Raw genomic sequence first — 17,069 nt, 5'->3', positions numbered from 1 at the left:
GGACGCGGTCCTACGCGCCGATGACCCGCCGCAGATACGGGTTCCCGAACAGCCGCTCCGGGTCCAGCCGGTCGCGTACCGCCGTGAACTCCTCGAAGCGCGGATAGACCCCGGCCAGATACGCCGCGTCCCGCGTGTGCACCTTGCCCCAGTGCGGCCGGCCGCCGTGCGCCGTCATGATCCGTTCCACCGCCGTGAAGTACGAGCGGTAGGGCGTGCCCCGGTACAGATGCACCGCGATGTACGCCGTCTCGCGCCCCGACGCCGTCGACAGCGGGATGTCGTCGGCGGGCGCGATCCGTACCTCCACCGGAAAACTCACCCGCAGGGGGGACCGCTCGATCATGGCCTTGACCTCGCGCAGCGCGCCCACCGCCGACTCGCGCGGCAGGGCGTACTCCATCTCCACGAAGCGCACGCGGCGCGGGCTCGTGAAGACCTTGTAAGGAATGTCCGTGTACATCCGGGCGGAGAGTGCGCGGCTGGAGACCCGGGCGATCGCGGGAATGGTCCGGGGCACCGCGCGGCCGAGCGAACAGGCCACCTGGAACAGCCCGTTGGAGAGGAGTTCGTCCTCGATCCAGCCGCTCACCGTGCCGGGAGGGGCCGCCGGTCCGGCGCTGCGGTTGTTGCGCTTGGTGTTGCAGTTGCCCGTGTGCGGAAACCAGTAGAACTCGAAGTGCTCGTTCTCGGCGACGAGCGCGTCGAACTCGGACGTCACCCGATCGAAGGACATCGGCTCCTCGCGCGCCGTCAGCAGGAAGACCGGCTCGACGGCGAAGGTGATCGCGGAGACGACACCCAGCGCGCCCAGTCCGATCCGGGCGCTCGCGAAGATGTCCGGATTCTCCGCCGGGGAGCAGGTCAGCACCGACCCGTCCGCCGTGACAAGCTCCAGCGCCCGGATCTGCGCGGCGATCGAGGCCGACTCGCGACCGGTGCCGTGCGTGCCCGTGGACGTCGCGCCGGCGACGGTCTGATCCATGATGTCGCCCATGTTGGTGAGCGACAGGCCCTCTCTGGCCAGGGCCTCGTTCAGCCGCTTCAACGGGGTGCCCGCCTCCACGGTGACGGTGCCGGCCTTCCGGTCGATCGCGCGGATACCGGTGAGCAGATCGGGCCGTATCAGCAGACCGTCGGTGGCCGCCGCGGAGGTGAACGAGTGCCCCGTACCGACCGCCTTGACCCGCAGTCCGTCCTCGGCGGCCGTACGGATCGCCTCGGCCAGCTCCGTCACGGAGGCGGGGGAGGCCGTGCGGGTGGGACGCGAGCTCACGTTCCCCGCCCAGTTACGCCAGGTGCTTGTCGCGTTCCTCGTTGTCGCCGCGCCCGTACCGGTATTGGTCATCAGCCCCGCGCCCCTCCCCATCCGTTGACCGCTCCAGCAGCCGGCGGTGGCCCAGCAGCGCCACCAGGGCCGCGACGGCTCCCGCCACGACGGGCACAGCGAACCCCGCCCGCGCCCCCGAGGCGTCGACCACCCATCCCCCCGCGGACGAGCCGAGCGCCACTCCGACGGCGAGTCCGGTACTGGTCCAGGTCATGCCCTCGGTGAGCTTGGTACGAGGTACGTGCGCTTCGACGAGGGCCATCGTCGTCACCATCGTCGGTGCGATCGAGAGGCCGGCGACGAAGAGCGCCACGGCCAGGATCGGCAGACTCCCGGCCAGTTGGAGGGGGATCATACTCACGGCCATCGCACAGACTCCCACCAGCCACCTCCTGGACGCACTGCCCCGGGGGTGCAGCAGGCCGAAGACGGCGCCGGCGAGACAGGAGCCGAGCGCGTACACGGCGAGCACGAGGCTCGCCGCCGTCTTGTTCCCCCGCTCCTCGGCGAACGCCACGGTCACCACGTCGACGGCGCCGAAGATCGCACCGGTCGCCACGAACGTGACCACCAGCACCTGGAGACCGGGGGAGCGCAGCGCGGTGCCCCCGGTGTGGTGCTCGTGCGACTGCGGCACCGGCTCGGTGGCGCGCTGCGCGGTCAGCCAGAAGACGCCCACCAGCAGGAAGAGCGCGGCCAGCAGCGGCCCCGACTCGGGGAACCAGGCCGTGGACAGACCGATCGCGATGATCGGGCCGAAGATGAAGCACAGCTCGTCGACGATCGACTCCCAGGCGTACGCGGCGTGCAGCTCGCGCGGCGACCCCCGGTAGATCTCCGCCCAGCGCGCCCGGACCATCGACCCCACGCTCGGCACACAGCCCGCGCCGGCGGCGAAGACGAACAGCGTCCACTCGGGCGCCGACCGCTGGGCGCACACCAGCAGTCCGGCGACGGCCGTCACGGCGGTCAGCGCGGCCGGCCGCAGCACCCGCCGCTGTCCGTGCCGGTCCACCAGCCGCGAGATCAGCGGACCCATCCCGGCGGCGGACAGCGCCAGCGTCGCCGCCAGCGCGCCCGCCAGCCCGTAGCGTCCGGTGAGCTGGGAGATCATCGTCACGACGCCGATGCCCATCATGGACAGCGGCATCCGGCCGACGAGACCGGCCGCGCTGAATTCCCGGGTGCCGGGCGCGGCGAAGATCGCGCGGTAGGGACTGGCCACGGGTCGCTCCGGTGGGCGCTGTCGCGAGTGACGGCGCGTGAGGCCGCTGAGCACTGGCGGTAAGGAATGAACAGGCCCGGACAGCTTACGGTCCGGCGGCGCCCGAGCGTGCCGCGATTTACCGACGCCCAGCGGCGGATGGCAGGATCGGAACATGCCCGAACAGCGTGCGACTTCTCCCTACGACGCCCTTCTCCTGCTGTCCTTCGGTGGCCCCGAAGGCCCGGACGATGTGGTTCCGTTTCTGCGGAACGTGACGCGTGGCCGGGGCATCCCGGAGGAGCGGCTCAAGGAGGTCGGGCAGCACTACTTCCTGTTCGGCGGAGTCAGTCCGATCAACGAGCAGAACCGCGTCCTGCTGGAGGCCCTGCGCAAGGACTTCGCGGAGAACGGCCTGGAACTGCCCGTCTACTGGGGCAACCGCAACTGGGCGCCCTATCTGACCGACACCCTGCGGGAGATGACCCGGGACGGCAGGCGCCGCGTCGCCGTCCTGGCCACCAGCGCCTACGCCTCCTACTCAGGCTGCCGCCAGTACCGCGAGAACCTCGCGGACGCGCTCGCCACGCTCGTGGACGAGGGACTGGAGCCGCCCCGTGTCGACAAGCTGCGGCACTACTTCAACCACCCCGGTTTCGTACGGCCCATGGCCGAGAGCGTGCTCGCGTCCCTCGCGGACCTTCCCGAGGACGTGCGCGCGGGCGCGCACCTCGCCTTCACCACCCACTCCGTGCCGGTGGCCGCGGCCGACACCTCGGGCCGCGTCGAGGACCACGGCGACGGAGGCGCGTACGTCGCCCAGCACCTCGACGTGGCGCGGCTGATCGCCGGCACGGTGCGCGAGGAGACCGGCGTCGAGCACCCCTGGCGGCTCGTCTACCAGTCCCGCAGCGGCGCCCCGCACATCCCGTGGCTGGAGCCCGACATCTGCGACCACCTGGAGACCCTGCACGGCGAGGGTGCCCCGGCGGTCGTGATGGTGCCCATCGGGTTCGTCTCGGACCACATGGAGGTGCTGTACGACCTCGACACCGAGGCCACGGCGAAGGCCGCCGAACTCGGCCTGCCGGTCCGGCGCTCGGCGACCGTCGGCGCCGACGAGCGGTTCGTCGCGGCCGTACGCGATCTGCTCCTGGAGCGCGCGGCGGCCGAGCGCGGGCGCCCGGTGGAGCGGTGCGCGCTCGGGGCGCTCGGTCCGAGCCACGACGTCTGCCCGGTCGGCTGCTGTCCCGCCAGGACGCCCCGGCCGGCCGCCGCGGGCGCCGACAGCCCGTACGCCTGACGTCGCGCCCCGTCGTCCCGTACGCCGACGTCGTACGTCCGACGTTCCCCACGTCCCGTACGCCCGCCACCCGTCCCACCGCCCGGTGCCCTCCCGAGGAGTGACCTGCCCGTGACCGAGTCCCGCCCGGACGTCGACTCCGACGCCCTCACCTCCGAACTGCTCGCCCTCGCCCTGGAGGCCGCGAGCCGGGCCGGGGCGCTGCTGCGCGACGGACGTCCCGCCGACCTGGGCGTGGCCGCGACGAAGTCCAGCCCCATCGACGTCGTCACGGAGATGGACATCGCGGCCGAGAAACTGATCACCGCCTTTCTGGCCGAGAACCGCCCCGACGACGGCTTCCTCGGTGAGGAGGGCGCCAGTTCGGCGGGCAGCAGCGGCGTCCGCTGGGTGATCGACCCGCTGGACGGCACCGTCAACTATCTCTACGGGCTGCCGACCTGGGCCGTCTCCATCGCCGCCGAACGCGACGGCGTCACGCTCGTCGGCGTCGTCGAGGCCCCGATGCGCCGCGAGACCTTCCGGGCCGTGCTCGGCGGCGGCGCGTACCTCAACGACCGTCCGGTGACGTGCCGTCCCGCACCGTCACTGGAGCAGGCACTGGTCTCGACGGGCTTCAACTACGTCACCACCGTCCGCACCCACCAGGCGTCCGTGGCGGCTCGGCTGATCCCCCAGCTCCGCGACATCCGGCGCGGCGGTTCGGCGGCCGTCGATCTCTGCGACGTCGCCGCGGGCCGGCTCGACGGCTACTACGAGCGCGGACTGTATCCGTGGGACCTCGCGGCCGGCGATCTCGTCGCACGCGAGGCGGGCGCGCTCACCGGCGGCCGTCCCGGCGCCCCGGCCGACGGCGACCTCGCGGTCGCGGCCACCCCCGGTGTCTTCGAACCGCTCCAGGCGCTGCTGGAGGAGTACGGCGCCTGGCACGACTGATCCGCCGCACCGCCCCGTACCGCCCGATCCGGCGCCGACCGACCCGGCCCGGACATGGAAGGACCCCGGCGCCGTCGTCCCATGGCACCGGGGTCCTTCCCGTGCGGTCACACGTTCGCGGCGCCGAACTGAACGCCGTGCTCGGCGGCGAGGCGGTGCAGGTCCTCCAGCTCCTCCTGCTCGACCTCCGCGAGGAAGTCGTCGCCCGTCTCACGAGCTCGTGTGAGATCGGATTCCGTGGCCCTTATACGCTGCAGAAGACCTGCGGTGAATGCGTCCATTGCGCCCCCTCGGCGTGGGTCGATGGCACGGGGGTGTGCCGACGTCGTGGTCAAGTGGCACCTGGAAGTGCCGACGGCGGTCGATCACGCACCACTCCCTCTGGGGGACAGAGCGGGTAGTGGCATGCCACGTAAAGGGCGTGATCTCTGGTGTGCACTCGTCATCCCCAGGGCGTGTCCGGGAGAAACCTCTCTTCATTCAAGAATCTTGCGTATTCCTTCCGTATGCCGGACGGACGGCATTGTCTTACCGCCGGTTTATGCGCGTAGCGGGCAGGATGGGCCCGCACAACCAGTGCTACGACCTGCCCGGTTCCCCGGATCCCGGGCGATGGGCCCCACAGGAAGGACAGCGACGTGCGCGTACTCGTCGTCGAGGACGAGCAGCTGCTCGCCGATGCGGTGGCCACCGGGCTGCGCCGGGAGGCCATGGCCGTCGACGTCGTGTACGACGGCGCCGCGGCCCTGGAGCGGATCGGGGTCAACGACTACGACGTCGTCGTGCTCGACCGGGACCTCCCGCTGATCCACGGCGACGACGTCTGCCGCAAGATCGTGGAACTGGGCATGCCCACCCGTGTGCTGATGCTCACGGCCTCCGGCGACGTCAGCGACCGGGTCGAGGGCCTGGAGCTGGGCGCCGACGACTACCTTCCGAAGCCCTTCGCCTTCACCGAGCTGACCGCCCGCGTGCGCGCGCTCGGCCGCCGTACGACAGTCCCGCTGCCGCCGGTCCTCGAACGGTCGGGCATCAAGCTCGACCCCAACCGCCGAGAGGTCTTCCGCGACGGCAAGGAGATCCAGCTCGCGCCCAAGGAGTTCGCCGTCCTCGAGGTGCTGATGCGCAGCGAGGGCGCCGTGGTCTCCGCCGAGCAGCTGCTCGAGAAGGCCTGGGACGAGAACACCGACCCGTTCACCAATGTCGTGCGCGTCACGGTCATGACGCTGCGCCGCAAGCTCGGCGAGCCGCCCGTGATCGTCACCGTGCCCGGCTCCGGTTACCGGATCTGATGCCCGTGGCGACCACCCCGGCGCCGCCCACGGCGCCCCCGAAACCGACCTGGGACCCCCGACGGCCCGACCAGGCGCTGCCGTGGGTCCGGCCGACGATCCGGATACGTCTGACCCTGCTGTACGGCGGGATGTTCCTGATCGCCGGCATCCTGCTGCTGTCGATCATCTATCTGCTGGCGGCGCAGGCCATCAACGAGGGCAGCGAGCTGGCCCTGAAGGTGACCGGGGTCAATGTCCAGCTGACGAGCCCCACTTGTCCGGGTCTGAACGAGGCCGTCAACAACGACCAGCTGAACGCGTCACTCAAGGCGTGCATGTCCGCCCAGCGCCAGCAGGCGCTCGACGACCTGCTCACCCGCTCGCTGTTCGCCCTGACCGGACTCTCCATCATCGCTTTCGCATTCGGTTACGCGATGGCCGGACGGGTCCTGTCGCCGCTGGGCCGGATCACCCGCACCGCGCGCCGCGTGGTCGGCTCCGACCTGGCCCGCCGGATCGAGCTGGACGGCCCGGACGACGAGCTGAAGGAGCTGGCCGACACCTTCGACGAGATGCTGGAGCGCCTGGAGCGGGCCTTCACCGCGCAGCAGCGCTTCGTCGCCAACGCCTCCCACGAGCTGCGTACACCCCTCGCGATCAACCGGACACTGCTGGAGGTCCAGCTCTCCGACCCGGCGGCGCCCGTGGAGCTCCAGCAGCTCGGCCGTACTCTCCTGGCCACCAACGAACGCAGTGAACAGCTGGTGGAGGGCCTGCTGCTGCTGGCCCGCAGTGACAACCAGCTCGTCGAGCGCAAGCCCGTCGATCTCGCCGAGGTCGCCACCCGCGCCGTCGACCAGACGCGCGGCGAGGCCGAGGCGAAGGGCGTCGAGATCCGTGGGGAGCGTGCGCCGGCGGTCGTGCAGGGCAACGGAGTCCTGCTGGAGCGGATCGCGCTCAACCTCGTACAGAACGCGGTGCGCTACAACGTGAAGGAGGAGGGCTGGGTCGAGGTCACGACCGCGATCGAGCACGGTCAGGCGGTGCTGCTGGTGTCGAACACGGGGCCGGTGGTTCCCGCGTACGAGATCGACAACATCTTCGAACCGTTCCGCCGCCTCCGTACGGAGCGGACGGGCAGCGACAAGGGCGTGGGCCTCGGCCTGTCGATCGCCCGCTCGGTCGCGCGGGCCCACGGGGGCCGTATCATCGCGGAGCCCCGCGAGGGAGGCGGGCTCGTGATGCGTGTCACTCTGCCGGTCTGAACTTTCGCTCCGGATCGGAGCGAAGTTCGCTTTGCGCGGAATTTTCGGGACCCGTTCCCGGTTGGGCCGTGTGTGATCGATCACAGAGGCGAATTCAAGCCTCGCACTCTCTGTGATCAAGCCCCTGACGGAAAGCCGGGAAAATCCGGGTTTCCGGGGGTCGGGATCACGGGAAGTACACGGGGTGGCGCCCGTGAAGTACGACATTCGGACCGTGTACGGTCCGGTTCGCACCCTAAGCCGATCACTCGGAAAGAGTCCGGTTGGGTGTCGATTGAGTAACAGACCTTGATGTGAGGCAAAATCTCCGCCTCAGGTCGGGCACAAGTCCGGCCTCTCACGCGTTACGTGCGCTGAGACACCGATGACACCCAGAGGGGGAGAAGCGATATGGCAACGGATTACGACACCCCACGCAAGACCGATGACGACGTCGATTCCGACAGCCTTGAGGAACTGAAGGCCCGCCGGAACGACAAGTCGACATCCGCGGTCGACGTGGACGAGTTCGAGCAGGCCGAGGGACTTGAGCTGCCCGGGGCCGACCTCTCCAACGAGGAGCTGTCGGTTCGTGTACTGCCCAGGCAGGCCGACGAGTTCACCTGCATGAGCTGCTTCCTCGTGCACCACCGCAGCCAGCTGTCCCGGGAGAAGAACGGTCAGCCGATCTGCCGCGACTGCGACTGAGGAGCGGTCGGCCGTGGCAGGTGACACACCGTCCAGGAAACGGCGTTTCCGGCGCAAGAACGCGCCGGAGGCGTACCAGAGCGGCCCGGGCCCGGCAGAAGGCACCACGCCCCCTGCCGAGCACTCCGCTCTCCTGCCCCATCCCGGCGTATCCGACGACGACGGGCGAGGCCTCCCGGCCTCGCTCGAAGCGGCCCAGGGCGACCAGCACGGGCCCGTGACCGGGGCCCGGCGCCTGGGCAAGGTCAAACGGGGCATCCAGAAGGGCGGCGCGAGCGCCAGGGCGGGACTCGCGCATCTCGCCGACCGGATCATCGACAACGCCCCGCGCGTTCCCGTCCGTGATCTGGCCACGCTACGAAGGCAGTTCCCGGGCCTCGGGCCCGAAGAGCTTGCCGACAAACTCGTCGCGGGCGCGGCGAACAGCAGCTCCACGGTGGGCGCCGGTATCGGCGCCGTCGCGATGATGCCCGTACCGCCCGCGATGCCGACCGAACTGGCCGCGGAGATCACGGCGGTCGCCGCGATCGAACTGAAACTCATCGCCGAGCTGCACGAGGTCTACGGCCTGCGTCCGCCCGGCAATCTCAAAGAGCGCAGCACCGCGTATCTGACCTCGTGGACCGAGGAGCGCGGCGTCGACGTCACGAAACCGTCGACGATCAACTCGGCGCTCTCCGGCCGGATGAAGCGCGAACTGCGCCAGCAGATCATGAAGCGCACGATCCGCAGCCTGCCCAACCTGGTGCCGTTCATGATCGGAGCGGCCGTCGGCGCGATGATGAACCGGCGTGACACCCGGAAGGTCGCCGAGCGCATCCGCAGTGACCTGCGCACCCGCCAGGTCTCCTGGGACGCCCTGCCCGCGCTGCCGCCGCTGGAGCAGCCGAAGGTGCTGCCTCCCGAACTCCCCAAGGAACTGGGTCGCTAGGGCCTGTCGCGGACTGACCCTCAAACCGGGCCGGACGTTTCCTTCTCTTCGCTCCCGCTCCGCCGCACCGCGTCCAGCGCCGCCGCGAGCGCCCTCGGGTTGCGGGTCGACACATAGACGTACGGTGTCGGGTCGGTCGGGTCCGTGATCTTTACCCGCAGCGCCGTCGGGATGTAGCTGCGCAGCAGCATGAAGGCGCGGGGATCGGCCTTGTGCATGCGCCAGGCGCGCGCCTCCTCGCCGGCCAGTACCTCCGCGTCGCCGAGCGCCGCCACCGGGATCCGGGCGTCGCCCGCGACCAGCGAGCCCGCCACCACCCGGATCCGCGCGGAGCCGTACGAGCTGACGGCCACCGCGGCCAGCAGACCCGTCACCACCACCGCCCCGAGCATCGGCACCGTGCCCAGCGGCAGCAGGATGAGGCCGCCCGAGAGCGCGACGAGAGCGGTGATCACCCACCAGGAACCCGGTGCTGTGAGACGTTCGTCGTAAGGCGCCGCTGAATGCTCCATGGAGCCAAGCTTGGCATGGTGCGACCGGCGGGTAGCCGCGCGGGTAAGGTCTGCGCCTGTGAGTAATGTGCCCTCCGGGGGAAAGACACCCCGTTCCGCCGCCCGGTCCCCGGCTCTGACGCCGCCGGCCGACGCCATAGCGCCGGTACGGCACCCGGACGCCCCCGCCCCCGGCGAACCGCTCGGCTCGCACTACGCGCACTGCTTCGGCTGCGGCGACGAACAGCCCCACGGCCTCCACCTCCAGGCCAGGGCCGGCGAAGGTGTCACGATCACGGCCGAGTTCACCGTACGGCCCGCCCACCAGGGTGCCCCCGGCCTCGCGCACGGCGGCGTACTCGCCACCGCGCTCGACGAGTCGCTCGGCGCGCTCAGCTGGCTGCTGCGCGTGGTGGCCGTGACCGGCAAACTGGAGACGGACTTCGTCCGCCCCGTACCCGTGGGCTCGGTGCTGTTCCTGGCGGCCGAGGCCACCGCCGTGAGCGGCCGCAAGATCTTCTGCTCCGCGACCGGCCGGCTCGGCAGCCCCGAGGGACCCGTCGCGCTGCGCGCCGACGCCCTCTTCGTCGAGGTCAAGGTCGACCACTTCATCGACAACGGCCGCCAGGAGGAGATCCGGGTGGCGATGGCCGATCCCGACCAGGTCAGGCGCGCCCGCGCCTTCGAGGTGAACCCATGAGCCCCAGCCCCGGCACTCCTGTCGACGTACTGATCCGCCGGATCGACCCGGAGGTGCCGCTCCCCTCGTACGCGCACCCGGGCGACGCCGGCGTCGATCTGGTCACCACCGAGGCCGCCGATCTCGCTCCGGGCGAACGCGCCGTACTGCCCACCGGGGTTTCCCTCGCGCTGCCCGACGGGTACGCCGCCTTCGTGCACCCGCGATCCGGGCTGGCCGCTCGTTGTGGGGTGGCCTTGGTGAATGCCCCGGGGACGGTGGATGCCGGGTACCGTGGGGAGATCAAGGTGATCGTGGTCAATCTCGATCCGCGCGAGACGGTGCGGTTCGAGCGGTTCGACCGGATTGCCCAACTGGTCGTCCAGCAGGTCGAGAAGGTGCGCTTCCACGAGGTGGCGGAGCTTCCCGGCTCGGCAAGGGCCGAGGGGGGCTTCGGGTCCACCGGAGGTCATGCCGCGGTGGGCGGTTCACAGGGCGGGAATCGATACGCATCGGTCGTATCCGACCGGGAAGGACAGTGACGTGTTCGGACGTCGCAAGAAGAGCGGTGCCGCCGATGACACGGCGGGCGAGGCCGAGCAGGTCGTCGACGACATCGACGCCGATGACACGGAGGACGGGGCCGAGCAGCCCCGCCGGGTGAATCTTCCCCCGGCCCCCCGGCCCGACGGGCCGTGGGACATCTCCGAGGTCTCCAAGCCCGACGAGGGCCGGGTCGACCTGGGCGGCATCTTCGTCCCCGGGGTCGACGGAATGGAGCTTCGTGTAGAGGTCGCGGGTGACGCGATCGTCGCGGCGACCGTCGTCGTACGCGACAGCGCCGTACAGCTCCAGGCCTTCGCCGCTCCCAAGAAGGAGGGCATCTGGAGCGAGGTGCGCGAGGAGATCGCCTCGGGCATCACGCAGCAGGGCGGCATCATCGACGAGGTCGAGGGCCCGCTCGGCTGGGAGCTCAGGGCCCAGGTGCCGGTGCAGCTCCCGGACGGCACCGGTGGCGTACAGCTCGTGCGCTTCATCGGGGTCGACGGCCCGCGCTGGTTCCTGCGCGGAGTGATCTCCGGACAGGGCGCGGTGCAGCCCGAGGCCGCCGGACTGCTGGAGCAGATCTTCAAGGACACGGTCGTCGTGCGCGGCGAGGGCCCGATGGCCCCCCGCGACCCGATCGTCCTGAAGCTCCCGGACGACGCGCAGATGGTTGCCGAGGGCGTCCAGCAGGCCGAGGAGCAGGAAGGTTCACGCTTCGCCGGTGGCATGGGGCAGCTTCAGCGCGGCCCCGAGATCACCGAGGTGCGCTGACCCGAGGGCGATAGGTCCGGACAGGGCCCAGTCGCCGGGGACCGGTCCCCGGCGGCCTCGCCGGGGACGCCCGGACACGCTCGACACGCGCCCGGTGGGCCGCGTCCCCGTTCACGGGGCGCGGCCCACCGGCGCGAGCGCCACCATTGCCCGGCCGCACACGCCCCGCACATACTGACGACCGGCATTCGGCACCGCACGGGGGAAGACTCATGACCGAGACCAGCAGCACCGGAACGGCCGTCGTGGGCGGGACGGCGGGACCCATGGTGCGGGTGACCGAACTGCACCGCTCGTACGGCACCGGCGCCGCCGCCGTCCACGCGCTGCGCGGAGTGTCCTTCACCGTCCCCCGCGGCGAGCTGATCGCGCTCAAGGGCCGCTCCGGATCGGGCAAGACGACCCTGCTCAACCTCGTCGGCGGCCTCGACACCCCGGACGACGGGCAGATCACCGTCGACGGCACGGACCTCGCCACGCTCGGCGAGAGCGGCCTGCTCGAAATGCGCCGCGACCGCATCGGCTTCATCTTCCAGTCGTTCGGACTGATCCCCATCCTCACCGCCGCCGAGAACGTCGGCGTGCCCCTGCGGCTGCGCCGGGCCGACCCGCGCGAGCGCGAGGAGCGCGTGGCGCTGCTGCTCGCCCTCGTCGGCCTCGGCGACCACGCCGCGCAGCGGCCCGGCGAACTCTCCGGCGGCCAGCAGCAGCGCGTCGCCATCGCCCGCGCCCTCGCGAACCGGCCCGCCCTGCTGATCGCCGACGAACCCACCGGACAGCTCGACGCGGAGACCGGGCTCGCCGTGATGGAGCTGCTGCGCGCGGTCGTACGCAGCGAGGGTGTCACCGTGCTGGTGGCCACCCACGACGCCCAGCTCCTCGGCCTCGCCGACCGGGTCCTCGAACTCGCCGACGGCCACCTCGTCGAGCACGAGCCGACGCCGGGGTCGTAGCCGCAGGCCCATCAGAATCGTGTCAAGACGGACCCCGCACCCCACCGGATGCCCGTTTTGTCGTCATCCTGACCTGTAGCTTCGGGCACGAGGCCGTGACGGGACGCGGCGGCCCGGTGGGAAGACAATGGGGCCATGGGACGCGGCAAGCTGAGGATCTACCTGGGCGCGGCACCGGGCGTCGGCAAGACGTACGCGATGCTCTCCGAGGCGCACCGGCGCGTCGAGCGCGGCACCGACTGCGTCGTCGCGTTCGTCGAGCACCACAACCGGCCACGCACCGAGGTCATGCTCCAGGGCCTCGAACAGATCCACCGCCGCGAGCTGCCGCACCGGGGCACCGTCTTCACCGAGATGGACGTCGACGCGGTCATCGAGCGCCGCCCCGCCGTCGCCCTGGTGGACGAGCTGGCCCACACCAACGTCCCGGGCTCCCGCAACTCCAAACGCTGGCAGGACGTCGAGGAACTGCTCCAGGCCGGGATCGACGTCGTCTCGACCGTCAACATCCAGCACCTGGAGTCACTCGGCGATGTCGTCGAGTCGATAACGGGCGTACGGCAGCGTGAGACCGTGCCCGACGAGATGGTCAGACGGGCCGACCAGATCGAGCTTGTCGACATGTCGCCCCAGGCGCTGCGCCGCCGTATGGCGCACGGCAACATCTACCAGCCGGACAAGGTCAACGCCGCGCTCTCGCACTACTTCCGCCCCGGCAACCTCACCGCGCTGCGCGAACTCGCCCTCCTGTGGACCGCCGACCGCGTCGACGAGTACCTCCAGCAGTACCGCGGCGAACACAACATCCGCACCACCTGGCAGGCCCGCGAGCGCATCGCCGTCGGCCTCACCGGCGGGCCCGAGGGCCGTACGCTCATCCGCCGCGCCGCCCGCATGGCCGCCAAGGGCTCCGGCAGCGAGATCCTCGCCGTCTACATCGCCCGCAGCGACGGCCTCACCTCCGCGTCGCCCAAGGAACTGACCGTCCAGCGCACCCTGGTCGAAGACCTCGGCGGCACCTTCCACCACGTCATCGGGGACGACGTGCCCTCAGCACTGCTGGAATTCGCCCGCGGCGTCAACGCCACCCAGATCGTCCTCGGCTCCAGCCGCCGCAAGGCCTGGCAGTACATGTTCGGGCCCGGCGTCGGCGCCACCGTCGCCCGCGAGTCCGGACCCGACCTCGACGTCCACATCGTCACCCACGAGGAGGTCGCCAAGGGCCGCGGCCTGCCCGTCGCGCACGGCGCCCGCCTCGGCCGCTCCCGGATCGTCTCCGGCTGGCTGGCCGGCGTCGTGGCCCCCGTCCTGCTGACGCTGCTGCTCACCGCGCTGCACGACACCCTCGGCCTGGCCAACGACGTCCTGCTGTTCCTCTTCCTGACCGTCCTCGCCGCACTCCTCGGCGGACTGCGGCCCGCCCTGGCGTCGGCCGCCGTCGGCTCGCTCCTGCTGAACTTCTACTTCACCCCACCGACCCACAACCTCACCATCCAGGACCCCAGGAACCTCGTCGCCATCGTGATCTTCTTCGCGGTGGCCGTCGCCGTGGCATCCGTGGTCGACCTCGCGGCCCGCCGTACCCACCAGGCCGCCAGACTCCGCGCCGAGTCCGAGATCCTGTCCTTCCTGGCCGGCAGCGTGCTGCGCGGCGAGACCACCCTGGACGCGCTGCTGGAGCGCGTACGCGAGACGTTCTCCATGGAGTCCGTGGCGCTGCTGGAACGCGCCGGTGACGTCGACCCGTGGACCCGCGCGGGCAGCGTCGGGCCCCGGCCCGTCGACCGCCCCGAGGCCGCCGACGTCGACATGCCCGTCGGCGACCACATGGCGCTCGCGCTCTCCGGCCGGGTACTGCCCGCCGAGGACCGCCGGGTGCTCTCCGCCTTCGCCGCCCAGGCCGCCGTCGTACTGGATCGCCAGCGCCTGGTGGGCGAGGCCGAGGGCGCCCGCAGGCTCGCGGAGGGCAACCGGATACGTACGGCCCTGCTCGCCGCCGTAAGCCACGACCTGCGCACCCCGCTCGCCGCCATCAAGGCCGCTGTCACCTCGCTCCGCTCCGACGACGTCGAATGGTCCGAAGAGGACCACGCGGAACTCCTCGAAGGCATCGAGAACGGCGCCGACCGCCTGGACCACCTGGTGGGCAACCTTCTCGACATGTCGCGGCTCCAGACCGGCACCGTCACCCCGCTGATCCGCGAGATAGACCTGGACGAGGTCGTCCCCATGGCGCTCGGCGGCGTCCCCGAGGACAGCGTGGACCTGGACATCCCGGAGTCGCTGCCGATGGTCGCCGTCGACCCCGGCCTGCTGGAGCGCGCCGTGGCCAACATCGTCGAGAACGCCGTCAAGTACAGCCCCGAGGGCACCCGCGTCACCGTCGCGGCCAGCTCGCTCGGCGCCCGCGTGCAGGTACGCGTCGTGGACCGCGGCCCCGGCGTCCCCGACGAGGCCAAGGAACGCATCTTCGAGCCCTTCCAGCGCCACGGGGACGCCCCGCGCGGGGCGGGCGTCGGCCTCGGCCTCGCCGTCGCCCGAGGCTTCGTGGACGCCATGGAGGGCACCCTCACCGCCGAGGACACCCCCGGCGGCGGACTCACCATGGTCCTCGATCTCACGGCCGTACCGGGCCTCGCGCCGGCCGGCCCCGAACTACCCGCACAGGTCGTGTCATGACCCGCGGAACAGCAGAAAGGCAGGCCACCATGGCGCCTCCCGCCGGGGGAGACCCCCGAGGGCCCGTGAGGGTGCTCGTGGTCGACGACGAGCCGCAGATCGTGCGCGCGCTCGTGATCAACCTGAAGGCCCGCAAGTACGAGGTCGACGCCGCCGCCGACGGCGCGAGCGCCCTGGAACTCGCCGCCGCCCGCCACCCGGACGTCGTCGTGCTCGACCTCGGCCTGCCCGACATGGACGGCGTGGAGGTCATCAAGGGCCTGCGCGGCTGGACCCGCGTGCCGATCCTGGTGCTCTCCGCGCGCCAGACCTCCGACGAGAAGGTCGAGGCGCTGGACGCGGGCGCCGACGACTACGTCACCAAGCCCTTCGGCATGGACGAACTCCTCGCCCGGCTGCGCGCCGCCGTCCGCCGCGCCGAGCCCGTCGGCTCCGGCGACGACGGCGCGGTCGCGATGGTCGAGACGGAGGGCTTCACCGTCGACCTGGTGGCCAAGAAGGTGCACCGGGAGGGCCGCGACGTACGGCTCACCCCCACCGAGTGGCACCTCCTGGAGGTGCTCGTACGCAACACCGGCCGCCTCGTCAGCCAGAAACAGCTCCTCCAGGAGGTCTGGGGGCCCTCCTACGGCACGGAGACCAACTATCTGCGGGTCTACATGGCCCAGCTCCGCCGCAAGCTGGAGGCGGACCCCTCGCACCCCAGGCACTTCGTCACCGAGCCCGGCATGGGCTACCGGTTCGACCGATGATCCGGGGCCCGCGGACCCCGGTACGCTTCTGTCATGAGTGCTGAGAAGCCGACCGGCCGCTTCCGCCGGATGCTCGACCGGCTGTCCAGCTCCCAGGAGGACCTGGAATCCGAGGAGCTGCGTGAGGACGCGCAGGCCTCGGGCTGCACACGCATCAGCGACTGCGGCGACCGTCAGATAGTCAAGGTGACTGGTACGTTGCGGACGGTCACTTTGCGTCCGCGGGCCGGTGTGCCCGCGCTGGAGGCGGAGCTGTTCGACGGCACCGCGCCGCTGGACGTGGTGTGGCTGGGACGGCGCTCCATCGCGGGCATAGAGCCGGGCCGCAAGCTCATCGCATCCGGCCGGATCTCCATGAGCCACGGCCGTAGGGTGCTGTTCAACCCCAAATACGAACTCCGACCGCTCGGACAGGAGTAGCCGGTGACGTCAACCGACAAGCCCGCCGCGACGACAGACCCCAGTACCTCCGGTGCCCCCCAGGGCACCGACCCGCAGACCGACGCCGATGCCAAGGCCGTCACCGAGGCCGCGCTCTTCGAGGCCTTCGGCGGCGTGCGCGGAATGGTGGAGACGGTCGTCCCCGGACTGCTCTTCGTCACGATCTTCACGATCAACAAGGACCTGCACGTCTCGGCGATCGCCGCGCTCGCGGTGTCGCTGCTGCTGGTCGCCGTCCGGCTGATCCGCCGCGACACCGTGAAGCACGCCTTCAGCGGCGTCTTCGGGGTCGCCTTCGGCGTGGTCTTCGCGATGATGACCGGCAACGCGAAGGACTTCTATCTGCCGGGCATGCTCTACACGCTGGGGCTGGCCGTCGCGTACATCGGGACCAGCGTCGCGGGAGTACCGCTGATGGGGCTGATCCTGGGGCCGGTCTTCAAGGAGAACCTGTCCTGGCGCACGCGGAACCCGGGGCGCAAGGCGGCGTACACGAAGGCGAGTTACGCGTGGGGGTTCATCCTCCTCGCGAAGTGCGCGATCCTCTTCCCGCTGTACTGGTGGGCGGACACGACGCAGCTGGGCTGGGTACTGGTGTCGCTGAAGATCCCGCCGTTCCTGCTGGCGGTGTATCTGACGTGGGTGTTCCTGGCGAAGGCGCCGGCGCCGATTGACGTCTTCGCCGAGATGGAGGCGGAGGAAGAGGCGGAGCGCGCGGCGCGGGAGCGGGGCTAGTTGGTTCCGGTTGTCGGTCGTGGGCGGGGTTCGGGGTCTCCGGAGGGGTGTGTCCGGACGGCGTGATTTACGGCGCGTGCAAGGTTCGTTGG

The 17,069-nt window shown here is 70.9% G+C and carries 18 protein-coding genes; 14 read left to right on the top strand and 4 right to left on the bottom strand.

Translation table 11 applies throughout. From position 1 onward, the window contains the following. Positions 1-10: 10 nt before the first annotated feature. Both ACFWHU_RS04210 and ACFWHU_RS04205 read right to left on the bottom strand, forming a co-directional pair. Positions 11-1,348: a D-arabinono-1,4-lactone oxidase gene (locus tag ACFWHU_RS04210; protein ID WP_387223796.1), complete on the bottom strand. Its 1,338-nt coding sequence runs from the start codon at positions 1,346-1,348 to the stop codon at positions 11-13. After that, entirely contained in the window at positions 1,290-2,555 is a 1,266-nt protein-coding gene (locus ACFWHU_RS04205) for an MFS transporter (RefSeq protein ID WP_387223794.1), read from the bottom strand. Before ACFWHU_RS04205 ends, ACFWHU_RS04210 begins: the two co-directional genes overlap by 59 nt. Positions 2,556-2,709: 154 nt before the next feature. Between ACFWHU_RS04205 and ACFWHU_RS04200 the strand changes: the two genes are divergently transcribed. Then, positions 2,710-3,837: a ferrochelatase gene (locus ACFWHU_RS04200; protein WP_387223792.1), complete on the top strand. Its 1,128-nt coding sequence runs from the start codon at positions 2,710-2,712 to the stop codon at positions 3,835-3,837. 111 nt (positions 3,838-3,948) lie between these two features. Then, complete coding sequence (locus ACFWHU_RS04195) at positions 3,949-4,773, top strand: inositol monophosphatase family protein (protein WP_385798167.1); 825 nt, start codon at positions 3,949-3,951, stop codon at positions 4,771-4,773. A gap of 107 nt (positions 4,774-4,880) precedes the next feature. Here ACFWHU_RS04195 and ACFWHU_RS04190 read toward each other — a convergent pair whose 3' ends face one another. Further along, positions 4,881-5,054 (bottom strand): hypothetical protein, encoded by a 174-nt coding sequence (locus tag ACFWHU_RS04190; RefSeq protein ID WP_187280419.1) that lies wholly within the window; start codon positions 5,052-5,054, stop codon positions 4,881-4,883. Positions 5,055-5,411: 357 nt separating this feature from the next. Here ACFWHU_RS04190 and ACFWHU_RS04185 point away from each other — a divergent pair, with 357 nt between their 5' ends. The 4 genes from ACFWHU_RS04185 (at position 5,412) to ACFWHU_RS04170 (ending at position 8,930) form a co-directional block, all read left to right on the top strand. Beyond that, positions 5,412-6,065, top strand: a complete 654-nt coding sequence (locus ACFWHU_RS04185) for a response regulator transcription factor (protein ID WP_023538150.1) — start codon at positions 5,412-5,414, stop codon at positions 6,063-6,065. 5 nt (positions 6,066-6,070) lie between these two features. Beyond that, complete coding sequence (locus tag ACFWHU_RS04180) at positions 6,071-7,312, top strand: sensor histidine kinase (protein WP_385798164.1); 1,242 nt, start codon at positions 6,071-6,073, stop codon at positions 7,310-7,312. Between the two features lie 390 nt (positions 7,313-7,702). Continuing rightward, a complete protein-coding gene (locus tag ACFWHU_RS04175) occupies positions 7,703-7,999 on the top strand; it encodes a DUF4193 domain-containing protein (RefSeq protein WP_023538148.1) in 297 nt (98 codons plus the stop codon). A 13-nt stretch (positions 8,000-8,012) separates the two neighbouring features. Further along, positions 8,013-8,930, top strand: a complete 918-nt coding sequence (locus ACFWHU_RS04170; RefSeq protein ID WP_385798163.1) for a hypothetical protein — start codon at positions 8,013-8,015, stop codon at positions 8,928-8,930. A 20-nt stretch (positions 8,931-8,950) separates the two neighbouring features. Here the strand turns inward: ACFWHU_RS04170 and ACFWHU_RS04165 are convergent, their stop codons facing one another. Continuing rightward, the gene (locus ACFWHU_RS04165) at positions 8,951-9,442 is read right to left on the bottom strand and encodes a DUF3093 domain-containing protein (RefSeq protein ID WP_385798161.1); all 492 of its coding nucleotides are present in this window, start codon (positions 9,440-9,442) and stop codon (positions 8,951-8,953) included. 58 nt (positions 9,443-9,500) lie between these two features. Here ACFWHU_RS04165 and ACFWHU_RS04160 point away from each other — a divergent pair, with 58 nt between their 5' ends. From ACFWHU_RS04160 to ACFWHU_RS04125, 8 genes are all read left to right on the top strand, one after another. Next, positions 9,501-10,121 carry a PaaI family thioesterase gene (locus ACFWHU_RS04160; RefSeq protein ID WP_387223787.1) on the top strand — a complete coding sequence of 207 codons (621 nt, stop codon included), beginning with the start codon at positions 9,501-9,503 and terminating at the stop codon, positions 10,119-10,121. Beyond that, entirely contained in the window at positions 10,118-10,642 is a 525-nt protein-coding gene (gene dut, locus ACFWHU_RS04155; RefSeq protein ID WP_385798158.1) for a dUTP diphosphatase, read from the top strand. Before ACFWHU_RS04160 ends, dut begins: the two co-directional genes overlap by 4 nt. Before the next feature lies 1 nt (position 10,643). Continuing rightward, on the top strand, positions 10,644-11,417 hold the full coding sequence (locus ACFWHU_RS04150) for a DUF3710 domain-containing protein (protein WP_385798156.1): 774 nt from the start codon (positions 10,644-10,646) through the stop codon (positions 11,415-11,417). A gap of 212 nt (positions 11,418-11,629) precedes the next feature. After that, on the top strand, positions 11,630-12,370 hold the full coding sequence (locus ACFWHU_RS04145) for an ABC transporter ATP-binding protein (RefSeq protein WP_387223784.1): 741 nt from the start codon (positions 11,630-11,632) through the stop codon (positions 12,368-12,370). Positions 12,371-12,505: 135 nt separating this feature from the next. After that, a complete protein-coding gene (locus ACFWHU_RS04140) occupies positions 12,506-15,049 on the top strand; it encodes a DUF4118 domain-containing protein (RefSeq protein WP_385798152.1) in 2,544 nt (847 codons plus the stop codon). Positions 15,050-15,078: 29 nt separating this feature from the next. Continuing rightward, positions 15,079-15,801, top strand: coding sequence for a response regulator (locus ACFWHU_RS04135; protein WP_385798241.1), 723 nt, complete (start codon positions 15,079-15,081; stop codon positions 15,799-15,801). A 33-nt stretch (positions 15,802-15,834) separates the two neighbouring features. Further along, positions 15,835-16,221, top strand: coding sequence for an OB-fold nucleic acid binding domain-containing protein (locus tag ACFWHU_RS04130; RefSeq protein WP_189109070.1), 387 nt, complete (start codon positions 15,835-15,837; stop codon positions 16,219-16,221). Positions 16,222-16,224: 3 nt separating this feature from the next. Further along, positions 16,225-16,977 (top strand): DUF3159 domain-containing protein, encoded by a 753-nt coding sequence (locus ACFWHU_RS04125; protein ID WP_385798150.1) that lies wholly within the window; start codon positions 16,225-16,227, stop codon positions 16,975-16,977. Positions 16,978-17,069 lie beyond the last annotated feature (92 nt).

This window comes from Streptomyces sp. NPDC060366 (genome assembly GCF_042725135.1).
Lineage (GTDB): Bacteria > Actinomycetota > Actinomycetes > Streptomycetales > Streptomycetaceae > Streptomyces.
Note: the sequence above shows the minus strand (reverse complement) of the source record. Positions and strands in the feature narration are given on the sequence as shown.

What these genes read in the sequence shown, in the direction of transcription:
- ACFWHU_RS04210 (WP_387223796.1), bottom strand. Translation starts at nt 1,348, where the DNA reads ATGACCAATACCGGTACGGGCGCGGCGACAACGAGGAACGCGACAAGC.
- ACFWHU_RS04200 (WP_387223792.1), top strand. Translation starts at nt 2,710, where the DNA reads ATGCCCGAACAGCGTGCGACTTCTCCCTACGACGCCCTTCTCCTGCTG.
- ACFWHU_RS04190 (WP_187280419.1), bottom strand. Translation starts at nt 5,054, where the DNA reads ATGGACGCATTCACCGCAGGTCTTCTGCAGCGTATAAGGGCCACGGAA.
- ACFWHU_RS04175 (WP_023538148.1), top strand. Translation starts at nt 7,703, where the DNA reads ATGGCAACGGATTACGACACCCCACGCAAGACCGATGACGACGTCGAT.
- ACFWHU_RS04165 (WP_385798161.1), bottom strand. Translation starts at nt 9,442, where the DNA reads ATGGAGCATTCAGCGGCGCCTTACGACGAACGTCTCACAGCACCGGGT.
- dut (WP_385798158.1), top strand. Translation starts at nt 10,118, where the DNA reads ATGAGCCCCAGCCCCGGCACTCCTGTCGACGTACTGATCCGCCGGATC.
- ACFWHU_RS04145 (WP_387223784.1), top strand. Translation starts at nt 11,630, where the DNA reads ATGACCGAGACCAGCAGCACCGGAACGGCCGTCGTGGGCGGGACGGCG.
- ACFWHU_RS04140 (WP_385798152.1), top strand. Translation starts at nt 12,506, where the DNA reads ATGGGACGCGGCAAGCTGAGGATCTACCTGGGCGCGGCACCGGGCGTC.
- ACFWHU_RS04135 (WP_385798241.1), top strand. Translation starts at nt 15,079, where the DNA reads ATGGCGCCTCCCGCCGGGGGAGACCCCCGAGGGCCCGTGAGGGTGCTC.
- ACFWHU_RS04130 (WP_189109070.1), top strand. Translation starts at nt 15,835, where the DNA reads ATGAGTGCTGAGAAGCCGACCGGCCGCTTCCGCCGGATGCTCGACCGG.